The sequence below is a fragment of the Methylobacterium sp. Leaf112 genome (assembly GCF_001423295.1).
Taxonomy (GTDB): Bacteria; Pseudomonadota; Alphaproteobacteria; order Rhizobiales; family Beijerinckiaceae; genus Methylobacterium.
The window spans coordinates 14,904-37,528 of sequence record NZ_LMNG01000016.1 but is presented as its reverse complement, the minus strand read 5'-3'; the positions used below and the strand labels follow the sequence as shown (position 1 = coordinate 37,528).

The window sequence follows — 22,625 nt, the reverse complement described above, 5'->3', positions numbered from 1 at the left end:
GGTCACAGGTTCAAATCCTGTCCCCGCAACCAACATCACAACAACAAACCAAAAGCCCCCAACCTCACGGTCGGGGGCTTTTCGCTGTGCCAAGGAGCCCGTCGTAAGCAATCTGAACCTTCGATCCGGTCTGGCGTCCATAGGCCGTTCGACACCTCGATCGCGAGCTGTCGCATCGCAGGCCCGCCGTGCGCGGGCAGCGGAAGCGGAACTCGGCTGTACTCGAGTGGATTGCCTGCTCCCAAACGCGGTGAACGAGCGGCATGGCCCGCCGTCTCGGTCCAGGATCAGTCCGGTTGCCGACTGCTGGGGCCTTCCATCGCCTTTTCGCTCGGTGAGGACATATGACGGTCAGGAGTGCGGTCAGCGCGATCCCGTGATCCCGCATGCTCCGCCGCCACCTCCATCGTCGGGAACACCATGGCCAACGTCCTCGTCATCGGCGCCAGCAAAGGTATCGGTCTGGAAACAGTCAAGGCGGCCTTGGTCGCGGGGCATCGTGTGCGGGCGTTTGCCCGGTCCGCCGCGGGTATGGCCGCCTCGGGGGAAGGCCTGGAGCGCTTCCCCGGGGATGCCCTGAATGCCGACGACGTCGCCTCAGCCCTCGACGGTGTCGATGTCGTCGTCCAGGCGCTCGGTGTTCCGACACGGAACCTGCTCGGTCCCGTGACTCTGTTCTCCGACGCGACCAACGTGCTGGTTCCCGCGATGGAAAGGGCGGGTGTCCGCCGGATCATCGCCGTCACCGGCTTCGGCGCCGGCGACAGCCGTGAGGCGATCGGCCTCCTTCAGCGCATCCCGTTCCGCCTCGTCTTCGGACGGGCCTACGACGACAAGGACGCCCAGGAAATGCGCATCCGTCGGAGCGGCCTCGACTGGACGTTCGTCAGGCCGGGCGTCCTCACGCCCGGTTCGGCGACGGGCCGCTACACGGTCTTGTCCGACCCGTCCTCGTGGCGCAACGGCTTGATCGCCCGGGCCGATGTGGCGCACTTCATCGTCGGCGAGATCGACAAGCGGCTCTACGAGGGCAAGGCCGTCGTACTGGTCGGTTAAGGGCGCGGCTTGGCCCGCAGCGTGATGCGCGTCAGCTCGGACGATGCCCCCAACCGGAGCGCGAAGCCCGGCCAGAGCCCCGTGCCGTTGTTGACGTAGAGCGTCATGGCGCCGACCGCGTACGCGCCCGAGACGAAGCCGCCGTTGGCCCTCGCGACCAGATTGTCGAGGCCCGCGATCATTCCTCCATGCGTATGGCCGGACAGCTGCAACGCCACGCCCTTGGAGGCCGCTTGCCTCGCCTCCCTGGGTTGATGGTCGAGGAGAACGATGGGCGCACCCGAAGGCGCACCGGCCAACGCGGCGTCGAGGTCGTGCGGCGGCTGACCCGAATGCGAGGCCGACAGGTCGGTCACCCCGGCCAGAACCAGGGCTTCGTCGCCACGCTTCAGAACCGTGTGCCGGTTCGCAAGCAGACCCATTCCCAACTCGGCATAATGGTGCATCCACGCCGCGTACTCGAAGAAATACTCGTGGTTGCCGGGGATCACCCAGACTCCATCCGGCGCCCGGAGACCGCGCAACGGCGCGACGTCGGTGCGCCGCGCCGCGAGGGACCCGTCGATCAAATCACCGGTGACGACGATGAGGTCGACCCCCAGCGCGTTGGATCGCGCCACGACCTTCCGTGCCCACGCAGCCGGGAACAGGCGGCTGAGATGCAGGTCCGTAAGCTGCAGAAGGGTGTAGCCGTCGAAGCGCGCCGGAAGGTTCTCGATCTCCACGGTGACGTCCTTGAGCGGCGGCACTCTGACGGCCTGCCGCACCGCGACCGCCGCCAACAGCATGGCCAGCGCCGCCGCGCCGTACCGCCACCCCGCGGGAATCGCTCCGCTGCTTTCGGACACGAGCCTTGCGATCAAAGCCACGCCGTCGAGCGCCAGCTGCATCGCCGCCAGGAGGACGATGGCGCCGAAAGCCCAATTGAACACGATCACCAGGGCGCGCGGGAACTCGGGTGAGAAGACCGAACCGGACGAGAGGCGGCTCCACAGGTGGTACTGCGAGGCCACCAGCAGAATAACCGCGACGCCAGCCTTCACCGCGAAGGGCCACGGCAACGGCCAGAGCACGCGAGCGATGACGTAGAGGCAGGGCAGACCAAAGATCAGATGGAACATGCTCGCGTTTCGGCGTCGGTGGATCGTCGGCACGGGGCCGATCCGGCATCGGGATCGGACGGAGCCGTAACACCGCCTCCGCGGGAGGGGGGCATCATTCCACTCCATGGACGCCGTCGCGTGCTCCCTGGCACATTCGCCATCTTGGTGACCGGGGACGCGTCGGGCCCATCGAAATACAGCGGACGGTGGGGCTGCCGCGGCTTGGCCTTCCATCACGACCACCATGGTCCCGCTCGTGCTTGGCGCGACGCACAGTGAAACCAAACGAGACCGATGGGATGAACGGACGCGGCATGGCGGGTGGACGGGACGCGGCAATCGACACGACGCAGCAGGGGGCCACGGACCGGGTCGGGGCGATCTGCCGTGCCCTGCGGCGCGCCATCGTCGAGCGGGCGGTGGCCCCCGGCGACCGGTTGCCGGAGGATGCCTTGGGCGAGCGGTTCGGCGTCAGCCGGACCATCGCCCGCCAGGCCCTGGGGCAACTCGCCGGCGAGGGCCTGGTGGAGCTGCGCCGAAACCGCATCGCCGTCGTGGCGACGCCGAGTTGGGAGGAGGCGCGCGACACCTTCGATATCCGCATCGGCCTGGAGCGCCTCGTGGTCGCCCGCCTTGCCGGCCGCCTCGATGCCGGGCAGGAAGCCGCCCTGCAGGCCCATGTCGACCGCGAGGAGGCGGCCCAGCGCGGTGGCGAACCGGGCTCCATCCGCCTCGCGACGGAGTTCCACCTGCTCCTCGCCCAGATGACCGGCAGCCCCGTGCTGGAGCGCTACGTCGGCGAGCTCGGCTACCGCTGCGCCCTCATCCTCTCGCTCTACAGCCGGCCCCACTCGGCCGAATGCGCCGTGGCCGAGCATCGCGCCCTCATTACCGCCCTGGTTTCGGGCGACACGTCGCGCGCGACCGCCCTGATGGATCACCACCTCGACGCCGTGGCCGAGCGGGCGCGCATCGTCGCCACCCCGCCCCGCGACCGCGATCTCCTCAGGCGGCTCGCGCCCTACGCCGAGGCGCTGGGGTGATCAGGCCGTGATGTCGTGCTTCGTCAGGAGCCGCTCGGCACTGTCGTTCCACACCTCCATGGTGACGATCACTCCGTCCCGCACGGTGAAGCGGTCGACGTAGCGGTTGCCCTCGAACGGCGTCCCGTCGGGCCAGGCGCCGTAGAGGGTGCCGAGGCTGTAGACCGTCGTGAACCCATCCCCCGGAACCACGTCGAGGCGCTCCATGCGCTTCTTCACCCAGGCGTAGCGGCCCGCGTTGAAGGCCGTGACCTCGCGGGGATGACGGAAGCGCCGTGCGCCCGTGAACACGATCTCGATGCCGGGCGCCATGTAGGTCGCCGCCCGCTCCGGGTCGGGCACCATCGAGGCTTCGAGGTAGGCGGTGACGATGGCGGAGTCCTGCGCCGTCGTGTCCGTTCCGTCGTCCCCGGCTGGTTCCACTGCATCCGTCGTCATCGTTGGTTCTCCTCCGGTTTCCCCCATCCTTGCGAGGACTACGCCAAAGTGCATGCAAAAAGTGTATGCACTTTGGCGTAGTTCGAGGCAGAGCCTGTCTCGATGGTCCAATTTATCGTATTAACACAAAGACTTGACGTCTGGCACGGGCGTTGCGGAGCTTCCGGATATTCTGCCGGAGACCCGATCATGCGCACCAGCCCGTCCCTGACCCGTCGCGTGGCCCTCGGTGCGGCCCTGCTGCTCGGCCTCTCCAGCACGGCGCTTGCCGAGGAGCCGATCCGCATCGGTCTCGTCACGGCGCTGAGCGGCCAGTCGGCGAAATCCGGCGAGGCGATCTCGCGCGGCATCGGGCTCGCCATCGACGAGATCAATGCCAACGGTGGCGTCCTCGGCCGGCCCCTCGAGCTCGTAGCACGGGACGACGAGGCCAACCCGTCGAAGGGCGTGCTCGCCGCCCGCGAACTCATCCAGCGCGTCGGCGTCGTCGCCCTCGTGGGCGGGCTCGACACGCCCGTTTCCATGGCGGTGGTGCCCATCGCCAACCAGATGAAGGTGCCGTTCCTCGGCCCCTGGGCCGCCGGTACCGGCATCACCCGCAACGGGGCGGCCGACAACTACGCCTTCCGGGTCTCCGCCGTGGACGCCCTCGTGGACGAGGCTCTCGTCGCCTACGCGGTGAAGACCCACGGCGCGAAGAAGCCCGGCATGATCCTCGTCAACAACGCCTGGGGCGAGTCGAACCAGCAGGGGCTGACGGCGGCTCTCAAGGCGGCGAACCTGCCCGGCGCCGGCATCGAGAAGTACGAGGCCGCCGATGTCGACATGGTGCCTCAGCTCACCCGCTTGAAGGAGGCCGGGGCCGACACCCTGTTCCTCGTCGGCAATGTCGGCCCCTCGGCGCAGGTGGTGAAATCCCTCGACCGTATGGGCTGGACGGTACCGGTGGTCTCCCATTGGGGCCCGGCGGGCGGGCGCTTCGACGAACTCGCCGGGCCGAACGCCGGAAAGGTCCACTTCATCCAGACCTTCACCTTCGCGGGCAACACCGCCCCCAAGGCCCTGGCCGTCCTCGACGCCCTCAAGAAGAAGTATCCGGCGATCAAGTCCATGGCCGACGTGACCCCGGCAGTGGGCATCGCCAACGCGTACGACGCCACGCACCTGCTCGCCCTGGCGATCAAGGCCGCCGGCTCCACAAAAGGACCTGAAGTCCGCGACGGCTTCTACAAAGTCGGCGTCTATCCGGGCCTGATCAAAGCCTACGACAAGCCATTCGCGCCCGGCCAGCACGACGCCCTCGGCCCGCAGGACTATGTCTTCACCCGCTTCCAGAATGGCGAGATCGTCGCCGTGACGAACTGAAGATCTGGGATGTTGACCGGAACCCTCGTCACCGGCCTCGGCCTCGGCGCCATGTATGGGCTGATCGCGCTGGGCTTCCACATCACCTACGCGGTATCGGGCACCGTCAACTTCGCGCAAGGGTCGGCCGTGACCCTCGGCGCCGTCCTGGGTTACTGGCTCGGCGTCACCCTCGGCTGGCCGATGCCGCTCGCCATCCCCCTGGCCCTCGTCGGCTGCGCCCTCCTGGGCGTGGCGGTGGAGCGCCTGCTGGTGCGGCCCTTCGTCGAGCGCGGCTCCGACGCCTGGCTCCTCGCCACCGTGGCGGGCGGCATCATCCTCGACAACACCCTGCTGTTCACCTTCGGCAAGGAGCCGCGCAGCCTGCCCTCCCCGCTCGCGGTCTCGCCCGTGCAGATCTTCGGGGCCGGGATCTACCCGCTCCAGCTCGTGATCCCGGTGCTGGGCGTGGCGGTGGCGCTGGCCATCCGCACGGTCGTCCGCCGGACCGACCTCGGCCGGGTGCTCCTGGCGGTGGCACAGAACGCGGATGCGGCCCGCCTCATGGGCATCGACGTGCGCCGGACGGTCGCCTGCGCCTTCGCCCTCTCGGCGGTGCTCGCCGGCATGGCGGGCCTCCTCATCGCACCGCTGTTCTCCGTCTCGGCCGAGATGGGGGGGCTGTTCGGGATCAAGGCCTTCGCCGTGGCGATCCTCGGCGGCATCGGCTCGGCCACGGGGGTCGTGGTGGCGGGGCTGCTCTACGGTCTCCTCGAGGCCACCGTCACGGCGACCCTCGGGTCCGCCTACACCCAACTCGTGGTGTTCTCGGTGATCATCCTGGCCCTGGCGCTGCGGCCGGACGGGTTGTTCGGTCGCAGCGCCGTCAACAAGGTCTGACCCCATGCGCCATTTGAACGGACGCTGGGCGATGCCGCTCGCCATCCTGGCCCTCACGGCCATGGGCCTCGGCCTCGTGACCGCGACGGCCGGCTACAGCCACTTCGTCCTCGCCCTGGTGGCCCTGACCACCATCGCGGGGGTGGGTCTCAACGTGCTCCTCGGCCTGACCGGTCTCATCTCGTTCGGCCATGCCGGATTCTACGCCATCGGCGCCTATGCGAGCGCGGTCCTCACGGGAGCCGGGGTCGGCTTCTGGCTGGCACTGCCGGCGGCGGCGGCCCTCTCGGGGCTCGTCGGCGTCGTCCTGGCGATTCCGGCCATGCGCGTGAAGGGGCCGTATCTCGCCATGGTCACCATCGCGTTCGGCTTCATCGTCGAGCATGCGCTCATCGAGGGCGGCTCCCTCACGGGCGGTCAGAACGGCCTCGTCGTCACCGGCGGCCCGAGCCTGTTCGGTGTGCCCTTCGCCGAGGGCGAACTCGCGATCCTCGCCATCCTCGGTGCCGGGGCCGCCCTCTACGGATTCCACCGCCTCGCCCTCAGCCGTCTCGGCCGCGCCATGCGCGCCGTGCGCGACGCCGATGTGGCGGCCGCCTCCCTGGGGTTCGATCCCGTCCGGGTGAAGACCCTGGCCTTCGCCATCTCGGCGGCGCTGACGGGGCTGGCGGGTGCCGTACTCCCACCCCTGATGCTGTTCATCGCCCCGAGCTCGTTTCCGTTCTCGCAATCGATCCTGTTCGTCCTCGCCGTGGTGGTCGGCGGCGCCGGCACGGTCCTCGGGCCCCTGTTCGGCGCCCTCGTCACCGTGCTCCTGCCCGAGACCCTGTCGGGCCTCGCCGAGTACCGGCTGCTGTTCTTCGGCTTCGCCACCCTGGTGGTGCTCTGGCTCGTGCCCGCCGGCCTCGTCGGCAGTGTTGCGCGCGTCTTTCCGCGCCGGACGGAGGCCCGAGCGACGGAGGAAGCCGACTCGGCGGGCTTCCTCGCCGCTTTCCTCGGGAAACGTCCCGGCGAGCCCCTGATCGTGGACGGCATCGGCATCCGGTTCGGCGGTATCCGCGCGGCCGAGGATGTGTCGTTCACGGCCCAGCCCGGCGCCGTCACCAGCGTCATCGGCCCGAACGGGGCCGGCAAGACCACGGTGCTCAATATGGTCTCGGGCTTCTACCGCCCGGGCACCGGCGCCATCCGCCTCGGGACCCGCGACCTCACGGGGGCACCCGCCCAGGCGATCGCCCGGGCCGGCATCGCCCGCACCTATCAGACCACGCGGCTGTTCGGCTCGCTCGGCGTCCTCGACAACGTGAGCCTCGCCTTCGCCCCCGGCCGGCTCTGGCGCCGGGCCGGCCGCGACGACCGAATGATGGCTGCCGGCCTCCTCGCCTTCACGGGCTATACCGGTGCCCTCGACCGGCGCGCCGACGAGCTGCCCCATGTCGATCGCCGCCTCGTCGAGATCGCCAGGGCGCTGGCCGGCCGGCCCCGTGTGCTCCTCCTCGACGAGCCCGCCGCTGGCCTCACCCGCGCGGACACCGACCGCCTCGGAGGGTTGCTGCGCCGGATCGCGGCCTGCGGCGTCGCCGTCATCCTCGTCGAGCACGACATGCCCCTGGTGATGGGCGTCTCCGACCACGTCCTCGTCATGGATGCGGGCCGGCCCATCGCCAGCGGCGCGCCGGGCACGATCCGGCACGACCCGGCGGTGATCCGCGCTTACCTCGGCGCCGCCGACACGCCGGCCCGGCCGCGGGCGACGCCATGGCGCGGCCCGGCGGATGCCGTCCTCTCCGCCCATGGCCTCACCGTCGGCTACGGGGCCGCCCCGGTACTGGCGGGCGTGTCCCTGGAGGTCCGACCCGGCGAGACCGTGGCGCTTCTGGGTGCCAACGGCGCCGGCAAGTCCACCGCCATGCGGGCGCTCGCCGGCCTCCTGCGCCCGGTCGAGGGCGGGATCGTGCTGGAGGACCGGGCCGTCGCGGGCCTGCCCGCGCACCGCATCGCCCGCCTCGGCCTCGCCCTGGTGCCGGAGGGCCGGCAGGTGTTTCCGGAATTGACCGTCGTGGAGAACATCCGGCTCGGCGCTCACGGCCGGGCCGAGCCCATCGATCCGGCCGAGATCGAGGCTTTGCTGACCCGTTTCCCCCGCTTGCGCGACCGGGCGACGAGCCGCGCGGGCCTGCTGTCGGGCGGCGAGCAGCAGATGCTCGCCATTGCCCGGGGAATGATGGCGCATCCGCGCATCCTCCTCCTCGACGAGCCGTCCCTCGGCCTCGCGCCCGCGATGATCAACGCCCTCTACGCCGTGGTGGCGGAGCTGCGGGACGGCGGCACCACCATCCTCATCGTCGACCAGATGGCGGCGCTGGCCCTCACGGTGGCCGACCGGGGCTACGTGCTGGAGCAGGGGCGCGTCGTCGCCGCGGGCTCGGCCGCGGACCTCGCGGCGGACAAGGGCCTGGAAGCCGCCTACCTGGGCGCCGCGTGATGCTGGACGATCGCAGCCCCGCGCGGTAGGCGTCCGCGGCACAGGCAGGGTTGCTGCCACGGGACGGGATTGCCCCCTTGAACGAACAGACGGAGGCCGGACCGCTGACGGTCTACCTCGACGTGGATGGCGTCGTGACGACGGTCGGCTATCAACGGCAGGCGGGCAAGGACAGGCTCAATCCGGTTCAGGTTGCCCTCGTGGCCGCCCTGGTGCGGGCGTTCGACGCCAGGGTGGTGGTCTCGTCGACGTGGCGCGTCGGCGATTGTCGCCCGACCCTGGTCGAAGCCGGCCTGCCCGCGAACTGCTTTCACCCGGACTGGCGCACGGCCATCCTGCCGTCGAGCCGGGATGCCGAGACGGGCGCGATGCGCTCCGCCGAGCAGGCCGGGCGGGGTGATGAGATCTCCGAGCACGCGACCCGAAACAACATCACGCGCTATCTCATCCTCGACGACGTCGAGGTCGGCCCGGCCCATGCGGGGCGTCACGTCCGTCCGGTCACCGAGTGCGGCCTGAGCGAAGCGGATGGAATCCTGGCCCGGACGCTGCTCGCCGGGATGGACGACGTGCGCCGGATGGTCGGTCAAGACGGCTCATTCCCGTCATCGGCCGATTTACGCTTCCGTAGGGATTGAACTTTTCAGGGACCCGGGTCATTCCGTGACAGTGGAGTGACACGCGCGTCACGCTGCCCCCGACATCGACAGGGTCGCCTCGACCCGCGCCGGACCTGCCCGTCCGGTCCCTCCTCGACGCCACACCCGTGCGGCTGCCGAGGGCGTGTCGCGTCGGTTCGTCGATCGGCAGGAAGGAGTGGCTGCGATGTTCGGGTTCGGAACTCAGAAAAAGGCGTTCAGTCCCTCGCTCGCCGCCCTGGGCATCGTCGAACGGTCGGCGGCCGAGGCCTATGCGGCGCTCATCGCCACGGGCTGGTCCGAGATCGGTTTCGGGTACCACGGCACCGTCCACGCGCATCCGGACCACCCGGACGTCGTGGTGCGCTTCGCTCGCAAGGCCGACGGGTTCGGTGATTACGCGGCCCTGCTTCGCAAGGGGTTCGCAGGCTCCGATGGACCGCACGCGCCGCGTATCCACGATATGCATGTCAGTCGCTGTGGCGCGCTGATGACCGTGGGCTCACGGCTGAGCGATCCCGCACGGGATGCCTGGTGGCTGGCCTATGCCCACGCCGTCATCGCGGACCATCCGGGCGTCGCCCTGGACGAGGGCGTCCGCGACCGGTTCAGGGTGGAATGGCCGGCCCACGAGCCCCGCATCGAGCATTCGAGCTTCGACGGCATCCGCGAAGCGTTCAGGGCCGCGTGGCCCGGATACGAAGCCTACGTCGCCGCGTTGCGGGCGGTGTCGCCGCAGGGGCTCGATCCGAACATCGGCAACGTTCTGGTGGGCAGCGATGGAAATCCCGTGGTGAACGATCCGCTGTGCGACGATGGATACGGCCTGTGGCGCTCGCCCATCTTGCGCAGGCTGAGCCGTTACGCGGACAGCGTGCGTCGTTCGGCCGGCGAGATGTTCGGCCGATCGCCCGTTCCCGCCTGACGTCGTCACGCAGGCTCGATCGGGATACGGGCGAGGCCGAGCCGGGACGAACGCCGGCCTCCGGAGCACCGAGCGGTGCCCGGATCGTTCCCGGTGTCGGACCCGTCACGCGGCTTCGGTCCAGCCAATCACCGCCGTCAGCGGGTCGCCGAATCCGTGGTCCGGGATCACCGCCCGCACTTGGGTGCGCGCGAAGCCCGCAATCTGCAGGTAGCGCTCGACCAGGTTTGCACGTCCCGCCGCATCCAGGGCGCCCCAGATCGCGACAGCCTTTGTGGGGAAGTATCGGTTCGAGAAGCTGATCACCACCGGTGCCCCCCGGCGCAACACGCGGGCGACATCGGACAGGACATCGATGGGCCGCTGCAGGTACTGAATCGAGGCGCACATCAACGCCGCGTCGGCGCATGCGGTGTCCAGAGGGAGGTGCGGTGCGGCGTTGAGATCTTGAACGAAGTGCTCGGTCAGGCGAGGGTTGGCCGCGAGCTCCGCAGCGTTCAAGCCATGGCCGATGATCCGCTCGTAAGTCCTGTCCTTCGGCAGGTGGCTGACCCAACTCGACATCAGGTCGAGGAGGACGCCGCCTGCAGGAACCACATCCCTGTACAGATCCGTCACCGCCGCGATGGCCGCATCATCGATATGCGTGACGAAGCGCGGCTGCCGGTAGAACAGCGAATCGGGGCTCGGGTCGTCCTTGACGAACGCCGCCGGCGGAAAATCTGGAAATCACCTCATCGGGCTCTCGCGCTGCCTGCTGCCCGAACGCCGGCCGACAAGCGATCATCGGGTGCAATCCAGCCGATGGTGGCCTGTGCGAGGCCAACGGCCCTGCCGGGGGATCGATCCCTCTCGATGGCGCCCGGCTGCACGACTCTCGGCGGTCTCACCGCGGTGGGGCGGGCCTGAAGAACAGGCCGGCTTTCAAGCTGTCGCCGATCCGGTTTGCCCGCTCGGAGAGGAGCCTCGCCACGTCGGGGGAAAACGTTTCCCCGGCCGTCTGCTCGAACAGTGCCAGCCAACGGGCAAAATGGGCGGGGGCCAGGTCACCGAGCGCCCCATGCTTGCCGAACGGGTTGCCCTTGTAGCGGCCGGATTTCAGCAGCACCGAAGACCAGAAATCCTGGATGACCGTGAGGTGGCGTGGCCAATCCTCATCGGGAATGACGCGGGCAAAAACCGGCCCGATCAGGGGATCGCGACGCACCTTGGCGTAGAAGGCCGCAAGGAAGACGTGGAGGCTCGCTTCAGTGAGGGCGTCATGCGTAAGGGCATCATGCGTGGGGGTGTCCTGAGGCATCCGGAACCGACCGATCGCAGCACGAGGAGGGGCTGATCAGGCTGCTCCCCCGATCACCTGCCGGGACCCGGCTATACGGGCGCGGAGGGAGCGACGACGGAGATCTTCCCGATCACCCCGCCGATATCCGAAAAGGTATAGATCAAGATTTCGCTGGTGGTGATGTTGAAGTCCATCAGCGCCTCGGGGCTCATCTTCTCCAGGTGCATGACGATGGAGCGAAGCGAGTTGCCATGGGCGACGACCAGGACACGCTGCCCCTGCTGAACGCGCACCGCAAGCGCCTGCTCGTAGAACGGAATCGTTCTGGCGGCGGTCATGGCAAGGCTTTCACCACCCGGAGGAACGGCATCGTAGGATTTGCGCCAGAGGTGAACCTGTTCCGGGCTCCACTGGCTGCGAGCTTCCGCCTTGTTCAGACCCGAGAGTTCGCCATAGTCCCGCTCGTTCAGGGCGTCCTCGGTGCGAACAGGGAGATCACCCTGGTCCAACTGCTCCAACATGAGAGCCAAGGTGTGTTGCGCCCTCCCCAGTTTGCTCGTGAACGCGATATCGAAGTGAAAACCGAGCTCTTTGAGCTTGCGGCCGGCAGCCTTCGCCTCGGCGACACCCCGTTCCGTCAAGCTTGGATTGCGGAAGCCTGAAAACAGGTTCTGCGCGTTGTCGGTGCTTTGCCCATGCCGCACGAGGACGAGCGTTCTGTCAGCCGGCAGCATGTCATCTCCTTGCGCAAGGGCTATCTACGCAGCCAATCGAGCCGGAGCAACGTTCCGCCTGCCCCGGTCGGCCTGTCACCGCGGATGCATCGGGGCCGAGGCCCAGGAGTCTGGCTCGATGTCGCTCCGACTGCTCCGATACGATCACCGCACATGTGCCGCGAAGGGCTTGGGGGCTGCTCGGAGCGTGGCCACCAAGTCCGACCCAGGCAAATCACGGACGTCGAGACAACCCGGACGGCCGACGCATCACCTTGTCGGTCTTCTTAGGGCTCAATAGATAGGAAACAGACGAAGAACGAATGCGCGCTCCGAGGTGCGCGGCAGGCAGGCGCGTCCCATGAGAACGGCCGACAAGCAGATCGCCGACATCCTCGTCCGCTACGGCGAGCCCTTCGGAGGGAATGTCTGGCGCGTGCAGGGCACGGCGGTCATCTACCATAAGACCCTGGAGCGCATCGCCGCCCAGGCCGGCATCCGCTTCGACCCGCCCACCCTGGTGCGGGCCGAACGTGACGAGGCCGTGATCCTCGTCACCGGCCGGCTCCCGGGCGCCAAGCCCGGAACCGAACGGGTCGAGTGGTCGATCGGCGAGGCCCTGGTCAACGTGAATTATCGCGTCTCGGGGAAACAGGCGGGCTACGTTTACGCCATGGCCGAGAAGCGAGCCAAGGATCGCGTGATCCTCAAGCTCCTCGAACTGCATGGCCTCGTCTATTCAGAGGAGGAGGCCGACGAGTTTCGCCAGGGTCACCCCGCTGCGATCCAGGCGATCGACGAGGATTTCGACAATCCCGATCCTTTCGACGAGGTCACCGAGGCCGAGGCCGATCTCAAGCGCCGGATCGACGAGATGACCAGCATCGACGCGGTCACCGACCTCATGCTCGACACGGAGACGCAACGAACCCTCGGCCAGATGCCGCCGGGCACGCGCGACGAGGTGCGCGACTACGCCAAGGCTCGCCTCGTCGCGCTCGGCTGGCCACCGAAGAAGCCCGGCCGCCGCGCCGCTTGATCGGGCAGTTCCGGGCACGCTGTTCGCGGAGCGGGGGGGCTCGGCCCGGTGATCTCAGTTCTCATCGACCGCAAGACCGGTACGATCGAGCGCGTCGCCTTTCAAGGCCCCGTAACCGGCTTCCGACTGTTGAAAGGCCTGCGTCCGGCGCAGATGGGACTGCGTGCCCGCGAGACTGGCGAGGTGAAGCCGGACCGCCTTGCGACGGTGGAGGGCATCGGCTTCCGAACGGCGGGAGTATGCGACGTGACTCGGACGCGGCCGGGACGCACGCCTGGCCGTATGATGCCGCCGCTTTCAGGCGGAAAACACGTTCGCACAGGGCGAAATCGGTGCGCCTGCCCCGCTCCAATCCGCAATGAACCACAGCTTCTATCGGCGGTAATGGCCGTAACCAAAACCGCTTCGCAGCAGGATCCCGAACCGAAAATTTATGACGACTGAGCAAGCCAGATGGCTGGGGGACGAGGATTCGAACCTCGACTAGAGGAGTCAGAGTCCACTGTTCTACCGTTAAACTATCCCCCAAAAGCCCTGGCAAAGCAGGAGCTTAAGACGGTTTGTCTTGTGATCCGATCCGTGCGGTGCACCGATCGTTTCGCGCCCGGTCCGTTCCGGTGGAGGGGCGATAGCATGGAGCCGACGCAGCATGCAAGCGTCAGATTGGCGGCTTTCGCCTCAAGCGATGGCCGGGCCGCCGGTCCGGGCCTCGATCATTCCGAGGGTCCGTAGGATCGCCAGGGCAACGATCTCGGCATCGACCTCGCCCTCCGGGGTCGCGGGCAGGATCGCCACGGTGCTGACCTCGTCGTCGATGAGCAGCCCCGCCACCACCTTGTAGACGTCGCCCTCGGGGGCGCCCTCATCGTGAACGAGGCAGACGCGGCAGCCCCCGGCCTCGCCGTAGACGCGCTGGGTCAGAACCTCGACGCGGCTCTCGTCCTCGGGCTCGGTGCGGCGGGGTTGGCCGAAGGTCGGTCGGATGATGTTGTCCATGATCCACCCTATACCCGAGCCCGGTCGGTTTGTGAGGAGCCCCCTGCCCCGGGATCGTCCTCCCCCGGGATCGTCCCGCCGGGGATCATCCCGGGCCTGTCGGCGATTGACCTCTCATCCCGCAACGCCCGATCGAACGGGGTTGCCGAACCTCAGGACGTTCGATGCCGATCACCACAGCGCGCCTCGCGCAGCGCCACGCCGAACTCGGCGAGGCGTTCTACGATGTCGTGGCGCCCGCCGCCTTCCCCCAGACGATTCTGCGCTACCGCAACCAACCCTGGGCGGAGCGGATCGGCCTCGGTGACCTGACGGAGGCGGAGTGGATCGCCCATCTCGGCCGGTTCGAGCCCCTGCCCGGCAGTTTCCCGCAGCCCCTCGCCCTGCGCTATCACGGCCACCAGTTCCGCTCGTACAATCCCGATCTCGGCGACGGGCGCGGGTTCCTGTTCGCGCAGGCCTACGATCTCGGCGACGGACGCCTTCTCGATCTCGCCACCAAGGGCAGCGGGCGCACGCCGTGGTCGCGCACGGCCGATGGGCGCCTCACCCTCAAGGGCGGCGTGCGCGAGATCCTCGCCACCGGCATGCTGGAGGCCCTCGGGGTGAACACCTCCAAGACCTTCAGCCTCATCGAGACCGGGGAGGCGTTGGAGCGCGGCGACGAGCCCTCCCCCACACGCTCGGCCGTTCTCGTGCGTCTCAGCCACAGCCACATCCGCATCGGCTCGTTCCAACGCTTCCTGGCCCTCGACGAGCCCGACAACATCCTGAAGCTGATGGATCACACGATCCGCCTCCACATGCCCGAGCTCTGGCGAGAGGAGACGCCGGACCGCACCGTCGCGTTTCTCGAGGCCGTGTGCCGGCGGGTGGCGCGCACGGGCGCGCAGTGGATGGCCGCCGGCTTCGTCCACGGGGTCCTCAACACCGACAACATCAACGTCACCGGCGAGAGCTTCGATTACGGGCCGTGGCGCTTCGCGCCCGTCAACGACCCGGCTTTCACCGCCGCCTATTTCGACGTTCAGGGCCTCTACAGCTTCGGCCGACAGCCGGAGGCCCTGTTCTGGAACGTGAGCCGGCTCGCCGAATGCCTCACGCCCTTCGCACCGCAGGATGCGCTCGAAGCCGCCCTCAAGCTGTTCGGCCCGAACCTGCAGGAGGCCTTCGCCGATGCGCTCCTGGCGCGGCTCGGCCTCGCGCGCACCGACGATGCGGCGGTGCACCGGTTCGTCGGTGCATTCTGGGGCTTCCTCGCGCGCAGCGGAGCTCCGTTCGAGCGCACGTTCTTCGACTGGTACGGCGGCCTGGCCTCGGAGACTCGGGCGGCGGCGAGCCCGTCGGCCGCCCTCTACGCCTCGGAGGCGTTCGCGCCGGTCCGGGAGAGCCTGGGGGCGATGCGTCCCCTCGATGCGGGCCGCCTGGCGCATCCGTATTTCGCCGATCCGGAGCCCTGCACGATGCTGATCGAAGAGGTCGAGGGCCTGTGGGCGCCCATCGCCGAGCGCGACGACTGGTCTGCACTTCAGACCAAGCTCGCGGCCATCGACCGGATGGCCGAGGCCTATGGGACGCATGTCCCTCCCCTCACCTGACGCGCCGGCCCTGTTTCGGACACATGCGGCGGTAGGGTGCCCTGACGGCGCCGACGCGTGACCGCCGGAAAGCGATGATGAGCGAGATCCGAATCCTCGAAGGCGCAGGCCTCGGCTTTTCCGATGCGACGGGACCGGGTGACTACGAGACCGGCCTGCTGCACCTGCCGGGCGGCGCGACGCGGGGCGTCGAGGATCTCGTGGACCTCGTGATCGAGGACGGCGCCGCTTCCCCGCGCCGGGCCGGGATCGCCGTCGGCCTCCGTTCGGCCCTGCACGCGGCGGGGCCCCTGCCCCGTCCCTTCGATCTGGCGGCGTCCTTCGTCGGCCTCGGCCTCGGTGCCCTCGGCGGGACCCTGCACGCCACCATCACCCTGCGGGCGCGCTTCTCCGACGGGGCGAGCGCCAGGATCGCCACCGATCCCGAGACCGCCGCCGCGATGATGCACGACTGGACCGTGGTCCGGCTCGCCCTCATGCGCCGGGAGGCCGGAGCGCCGACGCAGCGCAGACTCGCTCCGCCCGTCGCCCCCCTCGCCTTGCCGGCGCCCGAGCCCGATGCCGCGCCGGCCCTGACGTCGATCTTCCAGTACGAAATGCGCAAGGGCCGCCTTCGGCGTCTGGCCTCCGGCAAGGTCCCTGAACAGACCTGAGGTGCAGATCGGCCGCGGAGGCGCGCGAACCTGCCCGTGCTGGCCCTCGTCCGCCACCGCCGGTATGGTCCCGCCCGCACGAGGCCCGAGATCCATGATTCAGAAGACCCATCTGCCCCCCGACGCGACCATCGCCGACGTGGTGGCCGATCTGGAGGATGCCAACGAGTATCTGCGCCGGGTGCTCGGCAACATGCGGTTCTGCCAGAAGCGGCACGGCGACGCCCATCTGCGCATCGGCATCACGGGCAAGCGCGGCCCCGGGAAATGGCTCGCCCCGTCCTACCGCATCGACTACCCGGCCGGCCCGGGCGCGGCCGAGACGGTGATCTACAACGGCTTCGGGGGCCGCTCGCACAGCGCCTTCACGCCGGTCAACGTCCGCGAGACCAACTGGAGCCGTGGACACACCACCATCCAGGAGGTGCAGAAACTCTACGACGGCCTGCACAAGGCCCGAATGGAGCGCGCCGAGCGGAACGGCCCCGGGCCGGACACGGCCCGCCCGGTCCCTGCCTCAGACCAATCTGAATAGCCGGGGCATCACGCCGGTGGATGGTGCCGGGCCCAATGTTCGGCGATGTCGATGCGGCGGGTGATCCAGACCCGGTCGTGGGCCGCGACATGGTCGAGGAACCGGGTGAGTGCGGCGATCCGGCCCGGTCGGCCGACGAGGCGGCAATGCAGGCCCACCGACATCATCCTGGGCGCCGTCTCGCCCTCGGCGTAGAGGGCGTCGAAGGTGTCGCACAGGTAGGTCGCGAAGTGGGCGGCGGTGTTGAAGCCCTGCGCGGCCACGCAGCGCATGTCGTTGGCGTCCAGCGTGTAGGGCACCACGAGGCCGCGCCGGTCCGAGGTGCCGATCCAGTAGGGCAGGTCGTCCGCGTAGGAATCCGACAGGTAGGCAAAGCCCGCCTCCAGGCCGAGGTCGAGGGTGTGGATGGACGAGCGTCCCGTGTACCAGCCGCGCGGGCGCTCCCCTGTCACCGCTTCGTGGATGCGGATCGCTTCCGCCATGTGCGCCTTCTCGGCCGCGCGGGTGAAGTCGCGATAGTCGATCCATTTCAGGCCGTGGCAGGCGATCTCCCACTCCGCCTCGCGCATGGCCGCCGCGATGTCTGGCACCCGAGCCAGGGCGTTGGCGACGGCGAACACCGTCACGGGCACGCCGCGCGCCCGCAGGAGCCGCCAGATGCGCCAGAACCCGGCGCGGGAGCCGTACTCGTACAGCGATTCCATGTTCATGTGACGCTGGCCCGGCCAGGGCTGCGCGCCGACGATCTCGGAAAGGAACGCCTCGGAGGCCGCATCCCCGTGCAGGATCGAGTTCTCGGCCCCCTCCTCGTAGTTCAGCACGATCTGAACGGCGATCCGGGCGTCGTTCGGCCAGTGCGGATGGGGCGGCGTGCGGCCGTAGCCGACGAAATCACGGGGATCGGTCACGGCGGCCTTCCTGTGCGGAGCGTCCATCGAGGTGTCCATCGACCGTCGCTGTTCGGACGCCGCGCCGCGTCCTGTCAACCGATCCGGTGCCTCGGCCTTGCACCCGGGCGCCGGATCCGGGATGCCCTTGCGCCACCGGCGCCGGGATGCATCCATGCGGGGATCACCCACCGCGCACGGTCCTTGCCTGTCCGCGTCCGTGCTTCGACGTCTCAACCCGAGGTTTCCCCGTGCTCCTGACCCCGCGCGAAAAGGACAAGCTCCTCCTCGCCATGGCCGCCCAGGTCGCCCGCAACCGGCTCGCCCGCGGGGTGAAGCTGAACTATCCCGAGGCCGTGGCGCTCATCAGCGACTTCGTGGTCGAGGGGGCCCGCGACGGTCGCTCCGTGGCCGAGCTCATGCAGGCGGGCGGCCACGTGCTCACCGCCGAGCAGTGCATGGACGGCATTCCCGAGATGATCCACGACATACAGGTCGAGGCGACGTTTCCGGACGGCACCAAGCTCGTCACGGTCCACCATCCGATCCGGGGCGCGGCCTCGGTCGAGGTGCCCGGCACCGTGACGACGCAGCCCGGCGAGATCGTCTTCAACGCCGACCTGCCCCGCACCCTCGTCATGGTGTCCAACGTCGGCGACCGGCCGATCCAGGTCGGCTCGCACTACCACTTCTACGAGGTCAATCCGGGCCTGACGTTCGACCGCGAGGCGGCCCGCGGCCAGCGCCTCGACATCGCCCCCGGCACGGCGGTGCGGTTCGAGCCGGGCGCCACGCGGGACGTGGTGCTGGTGCCGCTCGGCGGGACCCGCACCGTGTACGGTTTTCGCGGCGACGTGATGGGAGCGCTCTAGCCATGGCCACCCTGCCCCCCCGCGCCGCCCTGCCCCGGGCCGCCTATGCCGACATGTTCGGCCCAACCACGGGCGATCGCATCCGCCTTGCCGATACCTCCCTCGTCATCGAGGTCGAGCGCGACCACACCACCTACGGCGAGGAGGTGAAGTTCGGCGGCGGCAAGGTGATCCGCGATGGGATGGGGCAATCCCAAGTGACGAACCAGGACGGGGCCGTCGACACCGTCATCACCAACGCCGTGGTTCTCGACCATTGGGGCGTGGTGAAGTGCGATGTCGGCATTGTGAAGGGCCGCATCGTCCGCCTCGGCAAGGCCGGCAACCCCGACATCCAGCCGGGCGTCGACATCGTGGTCGGCCCCGGCACGGAGGTGATCGCCGGTGAAGGAAAGATCCTCACGGCGGGCGGGTTCGATAGCCACATCCACTACATCTGCCCGCAGCAGATCGAGGAGGCGCTCTGCTCCGGCGTCACCACCATGCTGGGCGGCGGCACGGGGCCGGCCCACGGCACCTTCGCCACCACCTGCACGCCCGGACCCTGGCATCTCGCCCGGATGATCGAGGCGGCGGACAGCTTTCCGATGAACCTCGCCTTCGCCGGCAAGGGCAACGCGTCGCGGCCCGAGAGCCTCGTGGAGATGATCCGCGCCGGCGCCTGCGCCCTCAAGCTGCACGAGGATTGGGGCACCACGCCACAGGCCATCGACACCTGCCTGACGGTGGCGGACCTGCACGACGTGCAGGTGATGATCCACTCCGACACGCTCAACGAATCCGGCTTCGTCGAGGACACGATCAAAGCCTTCGCGGGGCGGACCATCCACGCCTTCCACACGGAGGGGGCCGGCGGTGGGCACGCGCCCGACATCATCAAGGTCGCGGGCCTGGCCAACGTGCTGCCCTCCTCCACCAACCCCACGCGCCCGTACACGAAGAACACCATCGACGAGCATCTCGACATGCTGATGGTGTGCCACCACCTCGATCCGGCGATCGCCGAGGACCTCGCCTTCGCCGAGAGCCGCATCCGGCGCGAGACCATCGCGGCCGAGGACATCCTGCACGACATCGGAGCCCTCTCGATGATGTCGTCGGACAGTCAGGCCATGGGCCGGGTCGGCGAGGTCGTGATCCGCACCTGGCAGACGGCGGACAAGATGAAGCGCCAGCGCGGCGCCCTGCCGGGCGACGCCTCGGGCAACGACAACCTGCGCGCCCGACGCTACATCGCGAAATACACCATCAACCCGGCCATCGCGCACGGGGTCTCGGCCCATGTCGGCTCGGTGGAGCCCGGCAAGCTCGCCGATCTGGTCCTCTGGACGCCCGCCTTCTTCGGGGTGAAGCCCGATCTCGTCATCAAGGGCGGCATGATCGCCACCGCTCCCATGGGCGACCCCAACGCCTCGATCCCGACGCCACAGCCCGTGCATTACCGGCCGATGTTCGGCGCCATCGGTCGCTCGCCCTTCGCGACCGCCCTCACCTTCGTCTCGAAAGCCGCCATCGAGGATGGGCTCGCAGAGCGGCTCGGGGTGCAGAAGCGGCTGGTGGCCGTGGAGAACGTGCGCGGCGGCATCTCGAAGAAGAGCATGATCCTCAACGACGCCACGCCCGCCATCGAAGTCGATCCCGAGACCTACGATGTCCGGGCCGACGGCGAGTTGCTGGTCTGCGAGCCCGCCGAGGTGCTGCCCATGGCGCAGCGGTACTTCCTGTTTTGAGGTATGATGGCGGCGATGCCAGCGGAGGCCCCATGTCCAAGGCTGCCCTGAGCCCGCCCCCGGGCCGGACTCTTCCCGAGCCAGACCTCTACGACACCGATCTGTACCTTTGGACGCAGGCCCAGGCCGCTCTGCTCCGAACGGGCCGGCGGCAGGACATCGACTGGCACCATCTGGCCGAAGAGATCGAGAGCGTGGGCGGATCGCAGAAATCCGAGATCCGGAACCGGCTGGTGATCCTGCTGCAGCACCTCCTGAGATGGGAGTTCCAGCCGGAGAAGCGCAAGTATGGCTGGCGCGCTTCCATCGTCGAACAGCGTCTCCAGATCGACGGCCTCGTCGACGTCAGCCCGAGCCTGAGATCCTGGCCGGAGACCGTGCTTGCCAAAAGCTATCGCCTCGCCCGCGCTCGGGCCGCCGATGAGACCGGCCTTCCCGAGGCCACGTTTCCGGAGGTTTGTCCCTATTTCATGGCTCAGCTTCTGGACGATGGGTTCTATCCCGGTCCGCTCGCTCCAAAAGTCGTGTGACGACGCCTCCTGCGCCGGGCGGACGCGTCCCCAAACGGGTTCCCTTTCCATGATCCGCGCCACCCATGTCCTGCGCCGCGACGCCCTCGTGGGTGAGATCGTCGACCGCATCGTCCTCGACCACGGCGACCGCCACCGCCGCCGCATGGCCATGCGGGGGGTGGGCGGTGTGGCGTTCCTTCTCGATCTCGCCGAACCGACGGTGCTCGACGACGGCGACGCCCTGGTGCTGGAGGACGGGCGCCTCGTCTGGGTCGAGGCCGCGCCGGAACGCCTGCTGGCGATCCGGGCCGCCGACGACCACGCCCTCAAGCGGCTGATCTGGCATATCGGCAACCGCCATATCCCGGCCGAGATCGCCCCGGATGCGGTCTACATCGCCCACGATCACGTCCTCGCCGAGATGGTGAGGGGCTTAGGGGGCACCGCCGAGGCGGTGGAGCGTCCGTTCCGCCCCGAGGGGGGCGCCTATGCGGGCGAGGCCGCCGGGCACCATCACCACGGCCATCCCCACGATCACGGTCATTCGCACACCCATGATTGACGCCCTGCGCCTGATGGCGTGGCTGTCGCCGGGCTATCCCGTGGGGGCCTATGCCTATTCGCACGGGCTCGAAGCGGTCGTGGACGCCGGAGACGTGTCCGGGGAAGCTTCCCTCGTGGACTGGCTCGCCGACGTGCTCGAACTGGGGTCAGGCCGCAACGACCTCATCCTCGTAGTGCACGCCCATGGCGCGTCTCTGGTGGAAGACTCTGTGGCGTTGGCAGACCTCAACGACCTCGCCCTGGCGCTGGCCCCATCGCGCGAGCTTCACCTCGAGACGAGCCAGCAGGGCCGCAGCTTCCTCGACGCCACCCTGGCGGCCTGGCCGACCCCTGTCCTCATCCGCCTCGCCGAGACCCTGCCCGGCCCGGTGGCTTATCCCGTGGCGGTCGGCGTCGCGGCCGGCGCCCACGGCATGGCCCTGCCCCCGACGCTGGCCGCCTTCGGCCTCGCTTTCCTACAGAACCTCGTCTCGGCGGCCCTGCGCTGCGCGCCCATCGGCCAGAGCGCCGGCACGCGGGTGATCGCGGCCCTGACGCCGCGCGTGGTGGCGCTCGCGGCCACCGTCCCGGACCTCACCCTGGACGACCTCGGCAGCGCCACCCTGGCCCTCGATCTCGGCTCGTTCCGGCACGAAACCCAGTACTCTCGGATTTTCCGTTCGTGAAAGACCCAGCGATGACCTCTCCCAACGGCCGCTCTCCCAACGGTCCTTTGCGCGTCGGCATCGGCGGCCCCGTCGGCTCCGGCAAGACCGCCCTGATGGAGCAGCTCTGCAAGCGCTTCCGCGACACCTATGACATCTGCGCCATCACCAATGACATCTACACCAAGGAGGATGCCCGCATCCTCACGGTGGCGGGCGCGTTGCCCGAGGAGCGGATCATGGGGGTCGAGACCGGCGGCTGCCCGCACACGGCGATCCGCGAGGACGCGTCCATCAACCTCGCGGCCGTGGCCGAGATGCGCCGGCGCTTCCCGAAGCTCGACCTGATCCTCATCGAATCGGGTGGCGACAACCTCGCCGCCACCTTCTCGCCGGACCTCGCCGACCTCACCCTCTACGTCATCGACGTCGCCGGGGGCGAGAAGATCCCGCGCAAGGGCGGCCCCGGCATCACCCGCTCCGATCTCCTCATCGTCAACAAGACCGACCTCGCGCCCCTGGTCGGCGCCGACCTCGGCGTGATGGAGGCCGACACCAAGCGGATGCGGGGGACGCGCCCCTACGTGTTCGCCTCGCTCCGCGACGGCCACGGTGCCGACACCGTCGCCCGGTTCATCGTCGAGGCCGGCGGGCTTGCCTGAGCCTGC

At 68.9% G+C, this 22,625-nt stretch carries 23 protein-coding genes, 1 tRNA gene and 1 pseudogene; 17 read left to right on the top strand and 8 right to left on the bottom strand.

What is annotated here, in order from left to right; genetic code table 11:
• The first annotated feature begins 420 nt into the window (after positions 1-420).
• The gene (locus tag ASF52_RS09565) at positions 421-1,056 is read left to right on the top strand and encodes an NAD(P)-dependent oxidoreductase (RefSeq protein ID WP_056171226.1); all 636 of its coding nucleotides are present in this window, start codon (positions 421-423) and stop codon (positions 1,054-1,056) included.
• On the opposite strand, the gene ASF52_RS09560 is transcribed toward ASF52_RS09565, so the two are convergent.
• Positions 1,053-2,177, bottom strand: a complete 1,125-nt coding sequence (locus ASF52_RS09560) for a metallophosphoesterase (protein WP_056171224.1) — start codon at positions 2,175-2,177, stop codon at positions 1,053-1,055. The two genes, ASF52_RS09565 and ASF52_RS09560, sit on opposite strands and share 4 nt — an antisense overlap.
• 296 nt (positions 2,178-2,473) lie before the next feature.
• On the opposite strand from ASF52_RS09560, the gene ASF52_RS09555 reads away from it, so the two are divergent.
• A complete protein-coding gene (locus tag ASF52_RS09555) occupies positions 2,474-3,202 on the top strand; it encodes a GntR family transcriptional regulator (RefSeq protein WP_056171231.1) in 729 nt (242 codons plus the stop codon).
• Here the strand turns inward: ASF52_RS09555 and ASF52_RS09550 are convergent, their stop codons facing one another.
• Positions 3,203-3,640: a nuclear transport factor 2 family protein gene (locus tag ASF52_RS09550; RefSeq protein ID WP_056171222.1), complete on the bottom strand. Its 438-nt coding sequence runs from the start codon at positions 3,638-3,640 to the stop codon at positions 3,203-3,205. It abuts the gene before it with no gap.
• Positions 3,641-3,829: 189 nt separating this feature from the next.
• On the opposite strand from ASF52_RS09550, the gene ASF52_RS09545 reads away from it, so the two are divergent.
• The 5 genes from ASF52_RS09545 to ASF52_RS09525 all read left to right on the top strand — a co-directional run bounded on the left by ASF52_RS09545 (position 3,830) and on the right by ASF52_RS09525 (position 9,932).
• Positions 3,830-5,005 carry an ABC transporter substrate-binding protein gene (locus ASF52_RS09545; RefSeq protein WP_056171220.1) on the top strand — a complete coding sequence of 392 codons (1,176 nt, stop codon included), beginning with the start codon at positions 3,830-3,832 and terminating at the stop codon, positions 5,003-5,005.
• A 9-nt stretch (positions 5,006-5,014) separates the two neighbouring features.
• A complete protein-coding gene (locus ASF52_RS09540; RefSeq protein WP_056171219.1) occupies positions 5,015-5,884 on the top strand; it encodes a branched-chain amino acid ABC transporter permease in 870 nt (289 codons plus the stop codon).
• A 4-nt stretch (positions 5,885-5,888) separates the two neighbouring features.
• Positions 5,889-8,369 (top strand): branched-chain amino acid ABC transporter ATP-binding protein/permease, encoded by a 2,481-nt coding sequence (locus tag ASF52_RS09535; RefSeq protein ID WP_056171217.1) that lies wholly within the window; start codon positions 5,889-5,891, stop codon positions 8,367-8,369.
• A gap of 77 nt (positions 8,370-8,446) precedes the next feature.
• Positions 8,447-9,007 carry an HAD domain-containing protein gene (locus tag ASF52_RS09530; RefSeq protein WP_056171214.1) on the top strand — a complete coding sequence of 187 codons (561 nt, stop codon included), beginning with the start codon at positions 8,447-8,449 and terminating at the stop codon, positions 9,005-9,007.
• 187 nt (positions 9,008-9,194) lie between these two features.
• Entirely contained in the window at positions 9,195-9,932 is a 738-nt protein-coding gene (locus ASF52_RS09525) for a hypothetical protein (RefSeq protein ID WP_056171212.1), read from the top strand.
• A gap of 105 nt (positions 9,933-10,037) precedes the next feature.
• On the opposite strand, the gene ASF52_RS09520 is transcribed toward ASF52_RS09525, so the two are convergent.
• From ASF52_RS09520 to ASF52_RS09510, 3 genes are all read right to left on the bottom strand, one after another.
• Complete coding sequence (locus tag ASF52_RS09520; RefSeq protein WP_244473762.1) at positions 10,038-10,550, bottom strand: class I SAM-dependent methyltransferase; 513 nt, start codon at positions 10,548-10,550, stop codon at positions 10,038-10,040.
• A 268-nt stretch (positions 10,551-10,818) separates the two neighbouring features.
• Positions 10,819-11,232, bottom strand: a complete 414-nt coding sequence (locus tag ASF52_RS09515) for a group III truncated hemoglobin (protein ID WP_056171210.1) — start codon at positions 11,230-11,232, stop codon at positions 10,819-10,821.
• Between the two features lie 71 nt (positions 11,233-11,303).
• Positions 11,304-11,948 (bottom strand): 2,3-bisphosphoglycerate-dependent phosphoglycerate mutase, encoded by a 645-nt coding sequence (locus ASF52_RS09510; protein WP_056171209.1) that lies wholly within the window; start codon positions 11,946-11,948, stop codon positions 11,304-11,306.
• A 340-nt stretch (positions 11,949-12,288) separates the two neighbouring features.
• On the opposite strand from ASF52_RS09510, the gene ASF52_RS09505 reads away from it, so the two are divergent.
• Complete coding sequence (locus ASF52_RS09505) at positions 12,289-12,966, top strand: hypothetical protein (protein WP_056171206.1); 678 nt, start codon at positions 12,289-12,291, stop codon at positions 12,964-12,966.
• 454 nt (positions 12,967-13,420) lie between these two features.
• Here ASF52_RS09505 and ASF52_RS09500 read toward each other — a convergent pair.
• Positions 13,421-13,494 (bottom strand) — tRNA-Gln (locus tag ASF52_RS09500).
• A gap of 150 nt (positions 13,495-13,644) precedes the next feature.
• Positions 13,645-13,962 (bottom strand): hypothetical protein, encoded by a 318-nt coding sequence (locus tag ASF52_RS09495; protein ID WP_056171202.1) that lies wholly within the window; start codon positions 13,960-13,962, stop codon positions 13,645-13,647.
• A gap of 164 nt (positions 13,963-14,126) precedes the next feature.
• Between ASF52_RS09495 and ASF52_RS09490 the strand changes: the two genes are divergently transcribed.
• From ASF52_RS09490 to ASF52_RS09480, 3 genes are all read left to right on the top strand, one after another.
• Complete coding sequence (locus tag ASF52_RS09490) at positions 14,127-15,560, top strand: protein adenylyltransferase SelO (protein WP_082515264.1); 1,434 nt, start codon at positions 14,127-14,129, stop codon at positions 15,558-15,560.
• Between the two features lie 77 nt (positions 15,561-15,637).
• A complete protein-coding gene (locus ASF52_RS09485) occupies positions 15,638-16,213 on the top strand; it encodes a hypothetical protein (protein ID WP_156467503.1) in 576 nt (191 codons plus the stop codon).
• 94 nt (positions 16,214-16,307) lie between these two features.
• Positions 16,308-16,748, top strand: coding sequence for a hypothetical protein (locus tag ASF52_RS09480; protein WP_200937395.1), 441 nt, complete (start codon positions 16,308-16,310; stop codon positions 16,746-16,748).
• A gap of 17 nt (positions 16,749-16,765) precedes the next feature.
• Here ASF52_RS09480 and puuE read toward each other — a convergent pair.
• Positions 16,766-17,683 (bottom strand): annotated as a pseudogene (gene puuE / locus ASF52_RS09475) (allantoinase PuuE); the annotation flags it as partial.
• A 203-nt stretch (positions 17,684-17,886) separates the two neighbouring features.
• On the opposite strand from puuE, the gene ASF52_RS09470 reads away from it, so the two are divergent.
• The 6 genes from ASF52_RS09470 to ureG are packed head-to-tail and all read left to right on the top strand — an operon-like array spanning position 17,887 to position 22,619.
• On the top strand, positions 17,887-18,507 hold the full coding sequence (locus ASF52_RS09470) for an urease subunit gamma (protein ID WP_056171197.1): 621 nt from the start codon (positions 17,887-17,889) through the stop codon (positions 18,505-18,507).
• 2 nt (positions 18,508-18,509) lie between these two features.
• Positions 18,510-20,237 carry an urease subunit alpha gene (ureC, locus tag ASF52_RS09465; RefSeq protein ID WP_056171196.1) on the top strand — a complete coding sequence of 576 codons (1,728 nt, stop codon included), beginning with the start codon at positions 18,510-18,512 and terminating at the stop codon, positions 20,235-20,237.
• 32 nt (positions 20,238-20,269) lie between these two features.
• Positions 20,270-20,767: a DUF29 domain-containing protein gene (locus ASF52_RS09460; protein WP_056171194.1), complete on the top strand. Its 498-nt coding sequence runs from the start codon at positions 20,270-20,272 to the stop codon at positions 20,765-20,767.
• Positions 20,768-20,816: 49 nt separating this feature from the next.
• On the top strand, positions 20,817-21,311 hold the full coding sequence (locus tag ASF52_RS09455) for an urease accessory protein UreE (protein WP_056171192.1): 495 nt from the start codon (positions 20,817-20,819) through the stop codon (positions 21,309-21,311).
• On the top strand, positions 21,238-21,978 hold the full coding sequence (locus ASF52_RS09450; protein WP_082515263.1) for an urease accessory protein UreF: 741 nt from the start codon (positions 21,238-21,240) through the stop codon (positions 21,976-21,978). The genes ASF52_RS09455 and ASF52_RS09450 overlap by 74 nt, the downstream gene beginning before the upstream one ends.
• 11 nt (positions 21,979-21,989) lie before the next feature.
• Complete coding sequence (ureG, locus tag ASF52_RS09445) at positions 21,990-22,619, top strand: urease accessory protein UreG (protein ID WP_056171186.1); 630 nt, start codon at positions 21,990-21,992, stop codon at positions 22,617-22,619.
• Positions 22,620-22,625: the final 6 nt, after the last annotated feature.

Excerpts from the sequence above, each read along its gene's own strand:
- ASF52_RS09565 (WP_056171226.1), top strand. The coding sequence starts at position 421 with ATGGCCAACGTCCTCGTCATCGGCGCCAGCAAAGGTATCGGTCTGGAA.
- ASF52_RS09460 (WP_056171194.1), top strand. The coding sequence starts at position 20,270 with ATGTCCAAGGCTGCCCTGAGCCCGCCCCCGGGCCGGACTCTTCCCGAG.
- ASF52_RS09490 (WP_082515264.1), top strand. The coding sequence starts at position 14,127 with ATGCCGATCACCACAGCGCGCCTCGCGCAGCGCCACGCCGAACTCGGC.
- ASF52_RS09515 (WP_056171210.1), bottom strand. The coding sequence starts at position 11,232 with ATGCCTCAGGACACCCCCACGCATGATGCCCTTACGCATGACGCCCTC.
- ASF52_RS09510 (WP_056171209.1), bottom strand. The coding sequence starts at position 11,948 with ATGCTGCCGGCTGACAGAACGCTCGTCCTCGTGCGGCATGGGCAAAGC.
- ASF52_RS09505 (WP_056171206.1), top strand. The coding sequence starts at position 12,289 with ATGAGAACGGCCGACAAGCAGATCGCCGACATCCTCGTCCGCTACGGC.
- ASF52_RS09525 (WP_056171212.1), top strand. The coding sequence starts at position 9,195 with ATGTTCGGGTTCGGAACTCAGAAAAAGGCGTTCAGTCCCTCGCTCGCC.
- ASF52_RS09555 (WP_056171231.1), top strand. The coding sequence starts at position 2,474 with ATGGCGGGTGGACGGGACGCGGCAATCGACACGACGCAGCAGGGGGCC.
- ASF52_RS09450 (WP_082515263.1), top strand. The coding sequence starts at position 21,238 with ATGCGGGCGAGGCCGCCGGGCACCATCACCACGGCCATCCCCACGATC.
- ASF52_RS09485 (WP_156467503.1), top strand. The coding sequence starts at position 15,638 with ATGAGCGAGATCCGAATCCTCGAAGGCGCAGGCCTCGGCTTTTCCGAT.
- ASF52_RS09540 (WP_056171219.1), top strand. The coding sequence starts at position 5,015 with ATGTTGACCGGAACCCTCGTCACCGGCCTCGGCCTCGGCGCCATGTAT.
- ASF52_RS09495 (WP_056171202.1), bottom strand. The coding sequence starts at position 13,962 with ATGGACAACATCATCCGACCGACCTTCGGCCAACCCCGCCGCACCGAG.
- ASF52_RS09550 (WP_056171222.1), bottom strand. The coding sequence starts at position 3,640 with ATGACGACGGATGCAGTGGAACCAGCCGGGGACGACGGAACGGACACG.
- ureG (WP_056171186.1), top strand. The coding sequence starts at position 21,990 with ATGACCTCTCCCAACGGCCGCTCTCCCAACGGTCCTTTGCGCGTCGGC.
- ASF52_RS09455 (WP_056171192.1), top strand. The coding sequence starts at position 20,817 with ATGATCCGCGCCACCCATGTCCTGCGCCGCGACGCCCTCGTGGGTGAG.
- ureC (WP_056171196.1), top strand. The coding sequence starts at position 18,510 with ATGGCCACCCTGCCCCCCCGCGCCGCCCTGCCCCGGGCCGCCTATGCC.
- ASF52_RS09545 (WP_056171220.1), top strand. The coding sequence starts at position 3,830 with ATGCGCACCAGCCCGTCCCTGACCCGTCGCGTGGCCCTCGGTGCGGCC.
- ASF52_RS09535 (WP_056171217.1), top strand. The coding sequence starts at position 5,889 with ATGCGCCATTTGAACGGACGCTGGGCGATGCCGCTCGCCATCCTGGCC.
- ASF52_RS09480 (WP_200937395.1), top strand. The coding sequence starts at position 16,308 with ATGATTCAGAAGACCCATCTGCCCCCCGACGCGACCATCGCCGACGTG.
- ASF52_RS09560 (WP_056171224.1), bottom strand. The coding sequence starts at position 2,177 with ATGTTCCATCTGATCTTTGGTCTGCCCTGCCTCTACGTCATCGCTCGC.